This window comes from Gordonia alkanivorans (assembly GCF_004011905.1).
GTDB classification, from domain to species: Bacteria; Actinomycetota; Actinomycetes; order Mycobacteriales; family Mycobacteriaceae; genus Gordonia; species Gordonia alkanivorans.
On the sequence record NZ_CP027114.1, the window covers coordinates 3448147 to 3463581 of the forward strand.

Here is a 15435-nt window from a genome sequence, read left to right on the forward strand (position 1 = left end):
TAGGCGCGAAAGATGACCTTTCAGGTGCGACGCCGCCGAGGATCGGCAGACGTCGGCGGACCGGTGTCGCGAATCCCGCCGTAGATTCCACGCCGCACGACCCACGGCTGCAGCACCGCGTCCACCGACCATGCGGGAAATCGGAATGCCCGGCCGTTCGGCGCGAACACCTGGAGGCCGTCGTGCTGCGCGCCGAGAACCGATCCCCACCGTCGCCGGGGTGGCACATAGCTCCGCGCACGGTCGGGGCGACCCGACAGGTCCCCGCGGATGTTGTGGGCGAGAATCCGGTCGGCTCGGTTGCGAGCCGAGCTCCGGAGTGCGTCGGTCGCGGCGATGTCCCCGACGGCATAGACGAACCCGTGTCCGGGCACCCGCAGTTCCGGTGTCACGCGCACGAACCCGCCCGGATCGAGGAGGTCCGGTGGCAGCCACTCCGAGTTCGGTATCACCCGACCGATCGCCCAGAGCACCGCGTCCGCCCGCACCGGCTCCTGCCCGGTGGTCCAGCGCACGGGTCCGCTGGTGATCTCGTCGCAGGCGAAGCCATCTGGTACCTGCGCGCGGTGTCCGCCATGCACTCCTACGCCGAGCCCGCGCAGCCGCGTCGACACGTTCTGCCAGGTTCGCCGGTGGTGACGGGGTAGCGCGCGGTCGCCGGGGTGGTAGAGCTCGATCCGCTTGCCCGGCCACGTCGCGGCCAGGTTCGCCGCCGCGCTCACCGCGGCGGCACCGCCGCCGATCACCGCGATCGAATCCGCCTCCGCCAGGCGGTGATGCGCTGCGGCGAGGTCCCGGTCGACGTCGGCAGGAGACTGTAGGACCGGGCGCCGCCAGAAGCCGTTGCGGACCCCGGTTGCGATGACCAGGGCGTCGAACGGTTCGACGTGCTCGGTTCCGTCGGCGTCGGTGACCGTGACCGTTCGTCCGTCGAGATCAGCCGCGGTCAGTGATCCGTGGACCGTGCGGACGCGGTCCAGCTTGCGGAACCGATCGAATGGGATCCGGTAGTCGCGGGCCCAGGTGTCGGGTCGGCTGAGGCGGAGTCCGAGTTCTTGACCGCTGACCAGCCCGGGCTTCGACGAGATCCCGACGACGTCGGCGTGCCCGGACAGATGGATCGCGGTGAGGATTCCTGTGTCACCGAGGCCGGCGATGACGACGCGGGGTCGGGTCATCCGGGGACGTGCTCGGTCGATTGCGGTGGTCGGGCACCGCGCGGCGGGCGGGGTACGAACAGCGATACCCGGTCGACGACATCGGCGTAACCGGGACGTCGAGACAGGCTGCGCTGCTCCATCATCGGAATGCTGGCGCCGAGGAACATCGCCAGCATCACCACGACACCCAGGAGCAACCACCACCAGTCAGAGGGTGATGCGGCGATGCCGAACAAGGCCATCGCAACCCAGAAGGAGAACTCGCCGAAGTAGTTCGGGTGTCGGGACCACGACCACACACCGGTGTCCAGGACCGCTCCCGGTGTGCGTTGTGCCGTGAAACGACGCAACTGGGCGTCGGCGGCCGATTCGAGGCCGATGGCGGCGAACCCCACGGCCGCGGCCAGTGCGGTCAGCCAGACGATCGTCGAATCCGAATGGGTCACCGCGACATACACCGGGACCATGCCCAGGAACACCTGGATGGTGGGAATGACGTGGATGGCGAACAGGTCGACGACGATCGCGGCACCACCGGCGCGCTGCTTGAGCAGTCCGTACCGCCAGTCCTCGTGGTCCAGACCCGGCCACCCGGTCGCCCAGTTGGCGGTCAGCCTGATCGCCCAGATCCCGACGACGACGGCGATGACCCAGCAGTGCACGGCATCGACGCCGACATCGCCTGCAGCCCACCAGTACACGAGCAGCACGGGCGGAATGACGCTCCAGTAGGCGTCGTACATGCTTGAGTTCGAGTACCAGCGGCTGAAGCCGAAGATCACAAGAGTCGCCCAGAGGTCGGCGACGAGGGTGTCGAGCCACAGATGACCGGTGTCGGGTCCCGACCACAGCCACGCGGCGGCGACCCCCAGTGCCACCACGTAGGCGATGACAACACGCACGAACGACGCTGTCCGGCTCACGGTGTCTCGTCCCTACCGTCGGCGGATCACAGTTGTTTCTCGATGGACCCGACCAGTTTCTCGGGTTTGGTGGCCGGTGCGAATCGTTCGACGACGACACCGTCGCGATTGACCAGGAACTTGGTGAAGTTCCACTTGATCCGCCCGCCGAACACCCCCGACTTCTGCGTGCGCAGCCACTCGAAGAGAGGGTGGGCGTCGGGTCCGTTCACGTCGACCTTCGCAAACATCGGGAACGTGACGTCGTAGGTCAGCGAGCAGAAGTTCTTGATCTCTTCTTCGTTGCCGGGCTCCTGATGGGCGAACTGGTCGCACGGGAAGCCGAGGACCCGCAATCCCTGATCCTGGTAGTCGCGATGCAGCGTCTCGAGCCCTTGGTATTGCGGCGTGAAGCCGCACTTCGACGCGGTGTTCACGATCAGCAATGGGTCGCCCCGGAACGTCGAGAGGTCGACGGGGTTGCCGTCGATCCCGGTCGCGGTGAAGTCATACGCGGAAGTCATGTCGCCACGCTACTTCCGGTCGGCCCAGAACAGCACGCATTGAACCGAACCCGCAGGCTACGAGCGTCAGTCGCCGAATCGTTCGGTACGGATCCGGGCTGGGTCGTGGCCGGCGTCGACCATCCACGTCGCACAGCCCTCGACGAACCTGTTCGGTCCGCAGATGTAGACGGTCGGCGACTTCGACGGGTTCATGGTGAGCGCGGCCAGCTCTTCCGAGTCGAGGCGCCCTGCTGGTCTCTGCGAACCTGCGGGTGCGACGCGTGTATGGACCAGATGGAGATCCATGCGGCGGTGCTCCAGGAGCTGCCGGATCTCGTCGCGGTAGTAGACGCGTTCGGGGCTGCGCACCGAGTAGACCAGGGAGAAGGGCGTGAGCGGTGCGTCGACCTCGCGGCTCCGGATCATCGACATGAGTGGCGCGACCCCGGATCCGCCGCCGATCAGCTGCACCGGGCGGTCGTCGCCGGAGGCCCAGGTGAAGTACCAGCCGTGTGGGCCGCTGATCTCCAGCGGGTCGCCGACCTCCACGACGTCGACCAGGTAGGGGGACACCTCGCCGTCGTCGAGACGTTCGACGGTGACCTCGATCGATCGGGTCTCCCGGGCGTCCGACACCGAGTAGGTGCGGGCGGTGGAGTAGCCGTCCTCTGCGGTGAGTCGGATGTCGACATGCTGGCCGGGTAGCACGAGGACGGGTTCGGGGAGAGCCAGCCGCAGGGTGCGTGCGGACGGGGTGATGTCGACGACGGAGGTGACCGTGGTGAGCAGCCAATCGGTCACGAGTACCGCTGCTCACGCCAGGGGTCGCCGTACATGTGATACCCGCGTTCCTCCCAGAAACCCGGCGTGTCGTCGGGCATGAACCGAAGGCGCCGAACCCATTTCGCGCTCTTCCAGAAATACAGGTGGGGGACCAGAAGCCGGGCGGGCCCGCCGTGTTCGGGTGCCAGGGGCTCGCCGTCGTAGGTGTCGGCGATCCAGCCCTGTCCGCCGGTCAGGTCGGCGAGCGGGACGTTGGTGGTGTACCCGCCGTGGCAATGCGCCATGACGTACGGTGCCGGTTCGAAGGGCAGCGCACCGACCAGGGTGTCGAAGGAAACCCCGCGCCAGCGCGTCGCGAACTTCGACCACCTTGTGACGCAATGGATGTCGGTCGTGATCTCCTCGTGGGACAGCGCCTGGAACTGTTCCCAGGTGAACGTCGTCGCACGGTGTTCGGCGGACTGCACGGCGAGCGACCATTTGTCCAGGGGCACCGATGGAGTGGGCTCGGCCGACAACACCGGGAAATCGAGGGTCGTGTACTGGCCCGGTGGAAGGCGGCGGGCATCGCGGTCGCGGCGGCCCACGAAGCCTCGGTTGACGATCGCCATGGTCGCGGAGTCTACGCGCAGCTGAACGGGACGGCTGTGTGGCGAGGTTTGGCGGAACATCGACCGTGGGCATTCCGGGACATGGCGATCAACAAGAACGACACCGTCCGCTGGAACACCTCGCAGGGTCAGACCGAGGGGACCGCGGAGGAGAAGCGAACCAAGGAGTTCACGTTCGAGGGGCAGAAATTCAAAGCCAGTGAGGACGAACCCTATTGGATCGTGAAGTCGTCGAAGACGGGCGCCAAGGCAGCCCACAAGGAGTCGTCATTGAGCAAGAAGTAGACGGTGCGATACCGCCGAACGTGCGGTTTAGCGGCAGTCGCTCACGTTTCGGGCCTACCTCACCGGCTGCTGTGCAACGCTTATGGCGATCGCCGAATCTGGAGGTTTGCCATGCCCACCGGAGTATCCGACGCCACCGGGCGGCCACCTGCTGATCTCGCCGTCGACGTCCGTAAGCTGCACAAGTCCTTCGGCAGTTTCGAGGCCCTTCGCGGACTCGATCTCGAGGTCCGCCGCGGTGAGGTCCACGGGTTCCTCGGCCCCAACGGTGCCGGCAAGTCGACGACGATCCGCGTCCTCCTGGGCTTGCTGCGTGCCAACGCGGGTGAGGTGCGACTGCTCGGCGGGGATCCGTGGCGCGACGTCGTCGAACTGCATCGCCGACTGGCGTATGTGCCCGGCGACGTCTCGCTGTGGCCGTCGATGACCGGCGGCGAGATGATCGATCTCCTCGGTTCGATGCGTGGTGGGCTCGATGAGGACCGACGCGCCGACCTCGTCGAACGTTTCGAGCTCGACACCGCCAAGCGTGGCCGCCAGTACTCGAAAGGCAACCGCCAGAAGGTGGCGATCGTCGCCGCCCTCGCGTCGGACGTCGAACTGCTCATCCTCGACGAGCCGACATCGGGCCTGGACCCGTTGATGGAGAACGTCTTCCAGGAGGTCGTCGGGGAGGCCAAGGCGCGTGGCACGACCGTCCTGCTGTCGAGTCACATCCTCGCCGAGGTCGAATCCCTCGCCGACCGTGTGAGCATCATCCGCGACGGCGTCATCGTCGAGACCGGCACGCTGACCGAGCTGCGCGGTCACACCCGGACCGCGGTGCGCGCCGAACTCGACACCGTCCCGGCCGCCGATCGGCTCACCGACTTCCACGATGTGGACGTCGACGGTCACCGTCTCAGCGCGACAGTCGATTCCGATCGGATCGGCGCGGCGATGGAGGTGTTGACGGCGAGCGGGCTGCGGTCACTCACCGTCGAACCACCTTCTCTCGAGAGTCTGTTCCTGCGGCTCTACGACAGCGACAGTGACGGGGTCCGCGTCTCCGACAACCCGGCGGCAGGGGAGTGACCAGCGCGATGGCGTCTTCCTCGACGGTCGGAACCCGACCACTGCTCCATGCCTCACTCCGTCACGAGGGCCGGTCTTTCGCGCCGTGGATTCTGCTACCCACCGCGTTGTCGGTGTCGTCGGTGCTCATCTATCCCTGGTTGTTCTCCGACGCGCTGGAACGTAAGGCGTTCGCGGCCACGATCGGGGCGAATCCGGCTCTGGGACTGATCTTCGGGCCCGCCTACGACCTGTCGACCACCGACGGGTTCAACGCGTGGCGCAGTCTCGCGCTCGGCGGGTTCATCGCCGCACTGGGCGCGATCTTCATCGTCGTCAAAGCCAGCCGCGGCCAAGAGGATTCGGGGCAGGCGGAACTGCTGGCCTCCGGCGTCTCGGGCCGGTCGTCGCGACTCCTGACGGCCGTGGTCATGGCGGTGATCTGTTCGGCCGCGATCGGCATCGTCTCGTGCGTGCTGACCGGATTGTGCGGAGGAGACTGGGCGTCCTCGGCGTTGCTCGCCGCCGGGTTCACGGTCTCCGGATGGATGTTCGCTGCCGTCGCCGCGGTCAGTTCGCAGATAGGGGCCGACGCCCGTGCGGCGACGACGATCTCGGTGTCGTTGCTCGGGATCCTGTTCGTCCTGCGAGGTTTCCTCTTCTCGATCAGCGCACCGGTGTGGACGTCGTGGATCAATCCGCTCGGCTGGATCGAGGAGACCCGGCCGGCATCGGGCAACCACTGGTGGCCGTTGCTCATCGGCGTCGCGTTCGCGGTCGTCGTCGCGGTCGTCGGTTTCGCATTGCAGTCGTCTCGCGATTTCGGTCAGGGTCTGATCCCGTCCCGTCCAGGGCCGCCGCGGGGGAGCGCCGGTACACCTCTGAGCCTGGCGATTCGTCTCAACCGCGCACCGATCGTGTCGTGGGCGGTGGCATTCCTCGGTCTCGGTGTCGTCTTCGGGTATTTCACCCGGTCGGTGAAGGACCTGCTGACGAGCAACCCGGCGATGGCGTCGATCTTCGCCTCCGGTGCCGCATCCCCGGCCGACCTGATCTCCGCGTTCGTCACCACCATCCTGAGCATCGTCGGCATCATCGTCTCGGTCGCCGGCGTGCAGATCGTCAACCGCGTGCGTACCGAGGAATTGGATGACCGAGCCGAGCCCGTGCTGGCGACGGCTGTCCACCGGCTCCGGTACCTCGCCACGAATGTCGGTGTCGCACTGCTGGCGACGGCGGCGTTCCTGATGATCGCTGGTGTCGTGGTGGGTGTCTTCGCGTCGACCGCGGATATCGGGATCACCTTCGGTGACGCCCTCCTGCAGGCGGTCGCAACCATCCCGGCAGCGTGGACGGTCATCGCTTTCGCGGTCGCCATACTCGGTGCCCGCCCGGCGGCCCGTCCGGCGATCTGGTTGGGCGTGCTCGTCTCGTTCGTGATGACGGTGCTTGGCCCCAGTTTCAAACTGCCCGACTGGGCGCTCGGTTTCAGTCCGTTCCACCATGTACCCGACGTCGTCGTCACCGACCCCGACGGGTGGGGGCTGGTGTGGATCGGCCTCGTCGCTCTCGGATTTCTTGCGATCGGTTTCGTCGGGTTCCGACGACGCGACATCCCGTGAGGTCGCTCAGATCCGTATGACGTTGAACCCGGAATCCGGGTTCAACGTCATACGGAAGATTCGGGTGGCCGACTAGTCACGCACGATCGCGCAACGTGATCAGTTCTGTCCGAGGGCCGCCGCGAGGCGACGCCACTGCTCGCGCGGGAAACCGCGGTGATCCTTCTGCAGGACCTGGACACACACGTGATCGGCGCCGGCAGATCGGTGCTCGTCGATGCGGGACAGGATCGCCGACTCGTCACCCCAGACGATCAGCGCGTCGAACAGCCGGTCGCTGACCGTGGTGAGGTCCTCGTCGGTGAAGCCGAGGCGACGAAGGTTGTTGGCGTAGTTCGGCATGGCGAGGTAACCCGTGAGCCACTTGGTGCCGATCGACCGTGCCTCGTCACGGTCCTCGGCGAAGATGGCGGTCTGCTCGGGCGCGAGGAGCGGCTCGGTGCCGAGGGTCTCACGGGCGGTCGCGGTGTGGTCCGGCGTCACCAGGTAGGGATGCGCACCGAGAGTCCGGTCAGCGGCCAGACCGAGCATCTTCGGCCCGAGGGCCGCGAGAACCCGGCTGTCGGCCGGGACCGGCTGCGGCGCCGAATCGAGTCCGTCGAGGAAGGCGCGGGTGGTCGCGAGCGGCTTCCGGTAGCGACCGGCCTCCTGCGCGTCGATCAGCGGCGCGTGGCTTATGCCCAGCCCGAGCAGGAAGCGTGAACCGAACTCGTCGGCGAAACTCGCGTGCGCAGCCGCGACGTCGTGCGGCTCGTGCATCCACATGTTGAGGATGCCCGTCGCGACCACGGTCTTCTTGGTGGCACCGAGCAGGTTGCGCACCGAATCGAGAACCGGGCCACCGACGTCGGGGATCCAGAGGGCGGTGAAGCCCAACTCGTCGAGCTCGGCCGCGGCTTCCGCGGCCTCCCCGGCGTCTCCGTACCGTAGTGGTGAACTCCAGATTCCTACCCCATCGAGATTCATGCTCTCGACACTACCGACGGCCTCGGCGATCGAGCGCGAATGCCGGGTTCATGCCGTCTCAGATGCTCCCGGCGCCGTCTGGGCGAGGCGGGCGTCGAGGGACGAGGTCAGCTGCCGGAAGATTCCTATGCCCACCGCACCGACCACGATGACGACGATCCCGGTCACCGTGCTGAACTCGTCGGTGAGCAATCCCGCGATCCCGATCGCCAAGACGAAGATCGGTACCCAGTCGAAGAGGTGGAGCATGCTCTGCGGTTTCTCGTCGGCGTCCCAACCCTCGCGGACCGCGGCGCGATACGTGGCGAAGTCGGGATAGAACTCGGTGAACGCGATGGCGAACACGGTACCGCCGATCTGGATGATCCAGCCCGTCCAGAAGTCGTTCGGATCATCGAGGACGAGGTCACCGACAGCACCGGACACCGCGGCGACGCCGAAGCCGACGACCCACGCCCACGTGATGACGTAGTTGATCCGGAGGAACAGCGGGCTGTCCCAGACCTCCTCGTCGGTGGACTCGCGCGCGTACTGCAGGGTGAACGGTTGGCGGATCAGGATCGAGCCCAAGGCGAACGCGACCAGCGCGATGTTGGTCATCTCGCCGCCCCACTTCTCCAGCCAGTCGATGACGCTCTCCGAGGCGAAGAGAGCCAGGGCGGCCATCGTCCCGAAGTAGGCGACGTCGAAGACCTCGAGAAGCTTGATCTTGGAGCCGCGTCGATGTCCGCCCACGACGAGCAGCAATGACAACACGAATGCCGACGCCGCGGCTTCCTCGAAGCGACCCGGACCGGTGAGCAGCGCCATCAGGATCCATGGCGACATCCCTGCGAAGGGGGAGTTCAGGAATGCGGTGAGGACGCGCCGCGCCCCCGTCGTCTGCACTGTGCTCACCGTCGGCTGATCGGCCGCCGGTTTGTCCGGCGAGTTGGTCATGCCTGAATTGTGCGGCTTCGCTGCGGTTTTCCGCAGGAAACTCGGTAGATCCGCGGAACATCGTCGCGCTCGATCAGCTCTGGGGCGCGATCACCACCGCCGAATTGTGGCCGCCCATGCCCAGCGAGGTCTTCAGTGTGGGTCCCGCTGCAAGCGGCGTGAGGCCGTCCAGCAGTTGCGGGATCCCGTCGGAAACCCTGGGTGTCGCCGGGACCTGGCCGCGGTCGTATCCGAGAATCGACGCGGCCAGCTCGACCGCACCCGCCGCACCCTGGCAGTGCCCGGCAAGGGGTTTGACGGAGAACACCTCGCTGTTGGGCAGCATCGTCTCGGCGATTGTCGCCTCGGCGCGGTCACACTGCCGGGTACCGGGACCGTGTGCGTTGAGGTACCGGATCTCGTCACCGGCGACACCGGCGGTCGAGAGGGCCTGTTCCACGCAGCCCACCACATTGGTGAGCTGGGGATCGATCGACGTGACGTGATAGGCGTCGTGGGACATGGCCCCGCCCAACACATCTGCGTAACCGTCGGTCTCGGCGTTGGTCATCGTGAACGCGATGGCCGCTTCGCCGAAGGTGAAGCCCCGGCTGCCTTCCTGGAACGGACGGCAGGCGTCGAGTGCGTCGGTGTCGGTGATGGCGACGCCGAGTTGAACGAACATCCCGACCACCTCCGGCTTGGCCGACAGATCCGTTGCGACGACGAGGACGTCGTCGACGAGATCGGCGTCGAGCCACGACTTCGCGGTAACGATCGCCGCCGAACCCGAGGTGCACATCGCCGACACGTTCAACGCCGGACCGTGAAAGCCGTACTCCTGCATCAGCAACGACACCGGCGTGGACGGTGTCACCGACAGATACTGCCGACCGGTGTACTGCCCGACGCCGGAAGTCACCATCGGATACATCTCGAGATCACCGAGCACACACGCATGAACCAAACCGACACGCGAACCCGGGCGCCAACCGCGTTCGGTCGCATCCTCGATGGCCTCCCGCGCCGCACTTCGCATCGCACGCGCGAAGCGGGTGCTCCCGTCGGCCTGGTCGCCGCCCTCCGGCACGCGCACGATCCACCCCGGACCGCCGTCGTCTCCGGAACCGAATCCGAAACCCTCGTGCAATGCGGCCGCCGACTTGCCGGAGATGAGGCCACTCCACAGCGCCTCTCGCCCCCAGCCGTATCCGGTCACGGCCCCCACACCCGAAATAGTCGATCGCTGATTCGTCATTGGTGAATCCTCTTCATGGATTTGGAATTGTCGGCAGTTCTGCCAGGTGATCCGACCGAACGCCACCTCAAGAATCCCCCGGAAAGCGGCATTCGACTCATTTCGCGACGGGCGGGGTCGCCAATTCGACTTTCGCACGACTCGGCGGCGTTTTAGCCCACCCCGCGCCCCCTTTTTGGGGGATCATGTACACCGGGGGTCGGAACAGGGCGGGGGAGGGACTGACGCAGTGCCGGAATCGACGCCTACGGACGGTGGCCACAGCGATCTCGTCGCACCTCATGCCGAGCCCATGACCCGATCCAGCGACGCTGCGGTGGCCGAACGCTATCGTCTCCTCCTCGAACTGAGCCCGGACGCGATCGCCGTGCACCAGCACGGCGTCATCGTGTACGTGAACTCGGCCGCGCTCGACTTCGCCAGGGTCACCGACCGGGACGAGATGCTCGGCCGCCCGATCACCGACTTCGTCCACCCCGATGAACTCCCACAGATGATCGAGCGGATCGTCAGCATGGGCGACGAAGCCGGTGCGGCGACGTACCCGGAAGAAGTCGTGATGGTCGACGCCCACGGGGTGTCGCGACCGATGGAGGTCACCTCCGTACGCACCGTCTGGCACGACGAACCCGCATACCAGGTGATCTTGCGGGACATCACCGCGCAGAAGGCCATCGAGGCGGCGCTTCGACGGCAGGCGGCACTGCTCGACCATGTCAGCAACGCCGTGATCGCCGTCGACCGGAACATGACGGTGCGGTCGTGGAATCCGGCGGCCGAGCAGATGTACGGCATCACCGCCGGCGACGCCGTGGGGCGCGAGCTGGGTTCGGTCACCGGCGGCGATCTCGACGTCGAGGCCGCCGTGGCCCTGGGCGGCACCGTCGACCAGCTTCACCGCCGCGCCGACAACGACCGGACATTTCTCGCCCACATCTCGGTGACGTCGATGGACGACGGCTTCCTGATCGTCGCCGAACCCACCCGTAGACCGCTGATCGAACGCCTGGGCACCATCCTCGCCGCCCTCCACCAGGCGGTCATCGTGGTGCGGGCGGACGGCGGGATCGAACTCGCGAATCCCGCCGCCGCGACCATGCTCGGCCCGCACGGCGTTCCCGGTTCGTTCGTTCACGATCTGCCGCTCGACTTCGTCGGCGGAGAGTCACCGATCGTCCGCTGCCTGCGGACGCGGACCGCGATCACCGACGCCACGGCGACGATCAGCACACCGGGCGGCGAACGGTGGTTGTCGTGCAGCTGCCGGCCGATCGACGACGACACCGCGGAAGCGGTCGTGCTGGTGTCCTTCGCCGACATCACCGAGCGCTACCGCGAACGCACCCGGCTCGCGTGGGACGCGGTCCACGATCCGCTGACCCGGCTGTACAACAGGGCCGGGATCCTCAACGAGATCGAGTCACACCTGAATGCACTCGCCGAACACGAAACGGGTTGCGTGGCGATCTATTACATCGATCTCGACAACTTCAAACTGGTCAACGACTCGCTCGGTCACGCCGTCGGCGACGAGGTGTTGCACACCGTCGCCCAACGGCTCGCGGGTGCGACGCCCCGGGAGGGCGCGGTGGGCCGGATCGGGGGTGACGAGTTCGTCCTGGTCACCACCCACACCGGAGCGAACACGCCCGCGGAGATCGAGCGCCGGATCGAGTCGATACGCGCCGCGATCCGGCCGCCGTTGAGTGTGACCGACCGCAGCGAACCCCTGACGGTGCGGGTGAGCATCGGCGTCGCCACCGTTGCGGCCGGCGACCGCTACACCCCGACAGACCTCCTTCGCGACGCCGATATTGCTCTGTATCAGGCGCGCAAGGTATCGCGAGAACCCTACGTCCAATTTCGGACCCATCACCGAGAGGAGCTCCAGCGCCGCCAACGCATCGAGGAGGAACTCCGTCGCGCACTGACCTCCGACCCTTCCCAGCTGGAGATCCACTATCAGCCGATCGTGTCCACCGATAGCGGAACACTCGTCGCACTCGAAGCCCTCCTGCGGTGGAACCACCCCGAACTCGGTTCGATCCCTCCGACCGAGTTCATCCCTCTGGCAGAGCAATCCACGCTCATCGACAAGGTCGGCGCCCACGTCCTGGCCACGGCCTGCGCCGAGGTGGCCGGAACACCTCAGTTGCGGCAGGTCATGTTGTGCGTCAACGTATCCCGACGCGAACTCACCAACGGGAGGTTTCTACGCCGTCTTCGTGAGACGTGTGAGCAGACCGGCATGAATCCTCGCTCCCTCTGCCTCGAGATCACCGAGAGCGCACTCGCGCCGCTGGAGAGCGACCTGTTGAACCTGCTTCGCGACATCCGGACCCTCGGCGTCAGCATCTCGCTCGACGACTTCGGCACCGGCGCTTCCTCGCTCAGTGAGCTCTACCGACTGCCGGTGGGCATCCTGAAGACGGCCAAGGCCTTTGTCGACGCCCTCGGGGAGAACCCGAACGCCCGTACGATCCTCGCGGGCATCGTCGACGTCGCACACGCGGTGGGTGTCCGCGTGATCGCCGAGGGTGTCGAGACCCCTACCCAGGCAGCCACGATCGCGGCCGTCGGGTGCGATTTCGCGCAGGGGTATCACTATGGACGGCCGAAACCGCTCGCCGAGATCGTGGCCGGGAATTTGGCGATCTCGACCACGACCGCAACGCAGCCCGACGCCTGACCAGTCGATTCAGACCAGATCGATACCGACGCGTGTTCGGATGTGCGCCGCCTGACCTCACCCCGCGAGTAGATTGGGCGCGAAAACGTCGGAGACGACGACCATGCAACCGGACAGCGAGGTCACGGACATGCCCCAGGATTCGTGCTGCACCACACCGGCGATCGGGGTCATGTGATGGCCGACGCGCAACAACGCGAGATCGCCGAACAACACACCGCGAAGGTCATCGGCGTCACCGTCGCCGCGGCCGTCGGTGGTTTCCTCTTCGGTTTCGACAGTTCCGTGGTCAACGGCGCCGTCGACTCGATCGAATCGAATTTCGGTCTGGGCAAACTGATGACGGGTTTTGCCGTCGCGATCGCCCTGCTGGGCTGTGCACTCGGCGCATGGTTCGCCGGACGACTGGCCGACGTCTGGGGCCGCAAGCGGGTGATGTTGCTCGGCTCCGCACTGTTCATCATCTCGGCGATCGGGACCGCCTACACGCAGACGATCCCGGACCTGCTGCTCTGGCGCGTCCTCGGCGGAATCGGCATCGGCATCGCGTCGGTGATCGCTCCGGCATACATCTCCGAGATCGCACCCGCCCGCTATCGCGGTGCGCTCGCCTCGATGCAGCAGCTCGCCATCACCATGGGCATCTTCGCCGCTCTGCTGTCGGACGCCATCCTGGCCGACACCGCCGGCAGCGCATCGAACGACCTCTGGTGGGGTCTGGAAGCCTGGCGATGGATGTTCCTCGTTGGCGTGGTGCCCGCCGTCGTCTACGGCGTGCTCGCGTTGCTGATCCCCGAATCGCCGCGATACCTGGTGGGCCGCAACCGCGATGAGGAAGCCGCACGCATCCTCCAGACGGTGACCGGAGAGAACAACCCGCTCGACCGGGTCAAGGAGATCAAGCTCACCGTCAAGCGCGAGTCCAAGACGTCGATCAAGGACATCACCGGGCCGTCGTTCGGGCTTCATCCGCTGGTGTGGGTCGGCATCTGGCTCGCGGTCTTCCAGCAGTTCGTCGGCATCAACGCGATCTTCTACTACTCGACGACGCTGTGGCAGTCGGTGGGATTCTCCGAGAGCGACTCGTTCAAGACGTCGGTGATCACGGCGGTCATCAACGTCGCCATGACCTTCGTGGCGATCCTGTTCGTCGACCGAATCGGTCGTCGGAAGCTGCTGCTGGCCGGGTCCGTGGGCATGTTCATCGGCCTGCTGATGGCGTGCGTCGCGTTCACCCAGCAGATCGGTGAGGGTGAGAACATCTCGCTGCCGGACCCGTGGGGTGTGATCGCACTGGTCGGCGCGAACCTGTTCGTCGTCGCGTTCGCCGCGACCTGGGGTCCGGTGATGTGGGTGATGCTGGGGGAGATGTTCCCGAACCGCATCCGTGGTGTCGCGCTCGGCGTCTGTACCGCGGTGAACTGGCTCGCCAACTTCACCATCTCGATGCTGTTCCCGCCGATGACCGAGGCCGTCGGACTCGGAATCATCTACGGGTTCTTCGCCTTCTGCGCCGCCGCGTCCTTCATCTACGTCTTCAAGAAGGTCGAGGAGACCAAGGGGCTGGAACTCGAGGACATGGATTCGGTGGCCGAGTCCCGTCTGTCCCGGGTCACCGCTGCCCGCGGAACGCGCGATCAGGCATGACGACAGGAGCATCGGCCCGTGGCTGACCTTCGTGACCTCGCGGTGCCGGTCGTCGGGGCGCCGATGGCCGGCGGGCCGACCACGCCTGAGCTCGTGGTCGCCGTCAGCACCGCCGGCGGGCTCGGCCAATTGGCCGCCGGTTATCTTTCGCCCGAGCGCGTCGCGGCGGACATCGCCGCCGTACGCGCCGGCGGCGTCGACACCTTCGGGGTCAACATCTTCGTCCCCGAAACCGAGCCGGTGGACCGGGACGCCGTGGCCCGTTACCGCGACCGTCTGCTCGACTACGCCGCCTCGCTCGACGTGGAGTTGCCCACCATCGAGGAGCTCGGGGATGACGACGACCACTTCGACGCCAAGATCGCGCTGATGTGCGACGAGCGAATCCCGTTCGTCTCCTTCGCCTTCGGCTGCCCACCGGCGGACGCGGTCGCCGAACTACGACGACACGGATGCAGCGTCGGGGTCACGGTCACCACCGCAGACGACGCGGTTCTCGCCGCCGACGCCGGAGCCGACTGGCTCTGCGCGCAGGGACCCGACGCCGGCGGCCATCGATCTGTCTTCGACCGCCGGACCGAACCACCCACCCAGCCCCTCGACGACCTCGTCGAGGAGGTTCGTGCCCGCGTCGCAGTTCCGCTGGTGGCGGCCGGGGGAGTCGCGACTCGCGATCGAGCCGACCGGCTGCGGTCATCCGGGGCGGCCGCCGTCCAGGTGGGCACGCTGCTACTGCGTACCCGGGAGGCCGGCACCAAGCCGGCACACGCCGACGCCCTGGCCGATCCGGCGCGTACCGAGACTGTGGTGACCCGAGCGTTCAGCGGACGTTCCGCGCGAGCGCTGCGAAACCGCTTCACCGACGAGTTCTCCGAGGCCGCGGTCGCCGAGTACCCGGCGGTCAACAAGCTCACCGGCGGCATCCGACGCGCAGCCGCCACCGATCCCGACGGCATCAACCTCTGGGCCGGGACCGGATTCCGCGAAGCCGTCGTCGAGTCCGCGACGGAAACGATCCGCCGTCTAGGCTGATCC

14 protein-coding genes are annotated in these 15435 nt (G+C 66.7%); 6 read left to right on the forward strand and 8 right to left on the reverse strand.

The window, feature by feature from the left end; translation table 11 throughout:
- Positions 1-20: 20 nt before the first annotated feature.
- From C5O27_RS15660 to C5O27_RS15680, 5 genes are all read right to left on the reverse strand, one after another.
- A complete protein-coding gene (locus tag C5O27_RS15660; protein ID WP_006359104.1) occupies positions 21-1178 on the reverse strand; it encodes an FAD-dependent oxidoreductase in 1158 nt (385 codons plus the stop codon).
- Positions 1175-2083, reverse strand: coding sequence for a DUF1295 domain-containing protein (locus tag C5O27_RS15665; protein WP_006359105.1), 909 nt, complete (start codon positions 2081-2083; stop codon positions 1175-1177). The genes C5O27_RS15660 and C5O27_RS15665 overlap by 4 nt, the downstream gene beginning before the upstream one ends.
- 26 nt (positions 2084-2109) lie before the next feature.
- Positions 2110-2586 (reverse strand): glutathione peroxidase, encoded by a 477-nt coding sequence (locus C5O27_RS15670; protein WP_006359106.1) that lies wholly within the window; start codon positions 2584-2586, stop codon positions 2110-2112.
- A 66-nt stretch (positions 2587-2652) separates the two neighbouring features.
- Positions 2653-3369: a ferredoxin reductase gene (locus C5O27_RS15675; RefSeq protein ID WP_006359107.1), complete on the reverse strand. Its 717-nt coding sequence runs from the start codon at positions 3367-3369 to the stop codon at positions 2653-2655.
- A complete protein-coding gene (locus C5O27_RS15680) occupies positions 3366-3962 on the reverse strand; it encodes a sulfite oxidase-like oxidoreductase (RefSeq protein ID WP_006359108.1) in 597 nt (198 codons plus the stop codon). The genes C5O27_RS15675 and C5O27_RS15680 overlap by 4 nt, the downstream gene beginning before the upstream one ends.
- Before the next feature lie 81 nt (positions 3963-4043).
- On the opposite strand from C5O27_RS15680, the gene C5O27_RS15685 reads away from it, so the two are divergent.
- From C5O27_RS15685 to C5O27_RS15695, 3 genes are all read left to right on the forward strand, one after another.
- The gene (locus tag C5O27_RS15685) at positions 4044-4247 is read left to right on the forward strand and encodes a hypervirulence associated TUDOR domain-containing protein (protein WP_006359109.1); all 204 of its coding nucleotides are present in this window, start codon (positions 4044-4046) and stop codon (positions 4245-4247) included.
- Between the two features lie 111 nt (positions 4248-4358).
- Positions 4359-5321: an ABC transporter ATP-binding protein gene (locus C5O27_RS15690; protein WP_006359110.1), complete on the forward strand. Its 963-nt coding sequence runs from the start codon at positions 4359-4361 to the stop codon at positions 5319-5321.
- Between the two features lie 8 nt (positions 5322-5329).
- Positions 5330-6922 carry an ABC transporter permease gene (locus C5O27_RS15695; protein ID WP_040004175.1) on the forward strand — a complete coding sequence of 531 codons (1593 nt, stop codon included), beginning with the start codon at positions 5330-5332 and terminating at the stop codon, positions 6920-6922.
- Between the two features lie 99 nt (positions 6923-7021).
- On the opposite strand, the gene C5O27_RS15700 is transcribed toward C5O27_RS15695, so the two are convergent.
- The 3 genes from C5O27_RS15700 to C5O27_RS15710 all read right to left on the reverse strand — a co-directional run bounded on the left by C5O27_RS15700 (position 7022) and on the right by C5O27_RS15710 (position 10064).
- Positions 7022-7888 (reverse strand): LLM class F420-dependent oxidoreductase, encoded by an 867-nt coding sequence (locus C5O27_RS15700; protein WP_042376984.1) that lies wholly within the window; start codon positions 7886-7888, stop codon positions 7022-7024.
- Between the two features lie 48 nt (positions 7889-7936).
- A complete protein-coding gene (locus C5O27_RS15705; protein ID WP_127963108.1) occupies positions 7937-8827 on the reverse strand; it encodes a hypothetical protein in 891 nt (296 codons plus the stop codon).
- Between the two features lie 73 nt (positions 8828-8900).
- Positions 8901-10064, reverse strand: a complete 1164-nt coding sequence (locus tag C5O27_RS15710) for a beta-ketoacyl synthase N-terminal-like domain-containing protein (RefSeq protein ID WP_127963109.1) — start codon at positions 10062-10064, stop codon at positions 8901-8903.
- 292 nt (positions 10065-10356) lie between these two features.
- Between C5O27_RS15710 and C5O27_RS15715 the strand changes: the two genes are divergently transcribed.
- The 3 genes from C5O27_RS15715 (at position 10357) to C5O27_RS15725 (ending at position 15432) form a co-directional block, all read left to right on the forward strand.
- Positions 10357-12753: a sensor domain-containing protein gene (locus tag C5O27_RS15715; protein ID WP_231498932.1), complete on the forward strand. Its 2397-nt coding sequence runs from the start codon at positions 10357-10359 to the stop codon at positions 12751-12753.
- 177 nt (positions 12754-12930) lie between these two features.
- Positions 12931-14400 (forward strand): sugar porter family MFS transporter, encoded by a 1470-nt coding sequence (locus C5O27_RS15720; RefSeq protein WP_035752574.1) that lies wholly within the window; start codon positions 12931-12933, stop codon positions 14398-14400.
- Positions 14401-14418: 18 nt separating this feature from the next.
- The gene (locus C5O27_RS15725) at positions 14419-15432 is read left to right on the forward strand and encodes a nitronate monooxygenase (protein ID WP_006359118.1); all 1014 of its coding nucleotides are present in this window, start codon (positions 14419-14421) and stop codon (positions 15430-15432) included.
- Positions 15433-15435: the final 3 nt, after the last annotated feature.

Coding starts and splice junctions, on each gene's coding strand:
- C5O27_RS15660 (WP_006359104.1), bottom strand. CDS start 1,178: ATGACCCGACCCCGCGTCGTCATCGCCGGCCTCGGTGACACAGGAATC.
- C5O27_RS15670 (WP_006359106.1), bottom strand. CDS start 2,586: ATGACTTCCGCGTATGACTTCACCGCGACCGGGATCGACGGCAACCCC.
- C5O27_RS15680 (WP_006359108.1), bottom strand. CDS start 3,962: ATGGCGATCGTCAACCGAGGCTTCGTGGGCCGCCGCGACCGCGATGCC.
- C5O27_RS15685 (WP_006359109.1), top strand. CDS start 4,044: ATGGCGATCAACAAGAACGACACCGTCCGCTGGAACACCTCGCAGGGT.
- C5O27_RS15690 (WP_006359110.1), top strand. CDS start 4,359: ATGCCCACCGGAGTATCCGACGCCACCGGGCGGCCACCTGCTGATCTC.
- C5O27_RS15695 (WP_040004175.1), top strand. CDS start 5,330: ATGGCGTCTTCCTCGACGGTCGGAACCCGACCACTGCTCCATGCCTCA.
- C5O27_RS15700 (WP_042376984.1), bottom strand. CDS start 7,888: ATGAATCTCGATGGGGTAGGAATCTGGAGTTCACCACTACGGTACGGA.
- C5O27_RS15705 (WP_127963108.1), bottom strand. CDS start 8,827: ATGACCAACTCGCCGGACAAACCGGCGGCCGATCAGCCGACGGTGAGC.
- C5O27_RS15710 (WP_127963109.1), bottom strand. CDS start 10,064: ATGACGAATCAGCGATCGACTATTTCGGGTGTGGGGGCCGTGACCGGA.
- C5O27_RS15715 (WP_231498932.1), top strand. CDS start 10,357: ATGACCCGATCCAGCGACGCTGCGGTGGCCGAACGCTATCGTCTCCTC.
- C5O27_RS15720 (WP_035752574.1), top strand. CDS start 12,931: ATGGCCGACGCGCAACAACGCGAGATCGCCGAACAACACACCGCGAAG.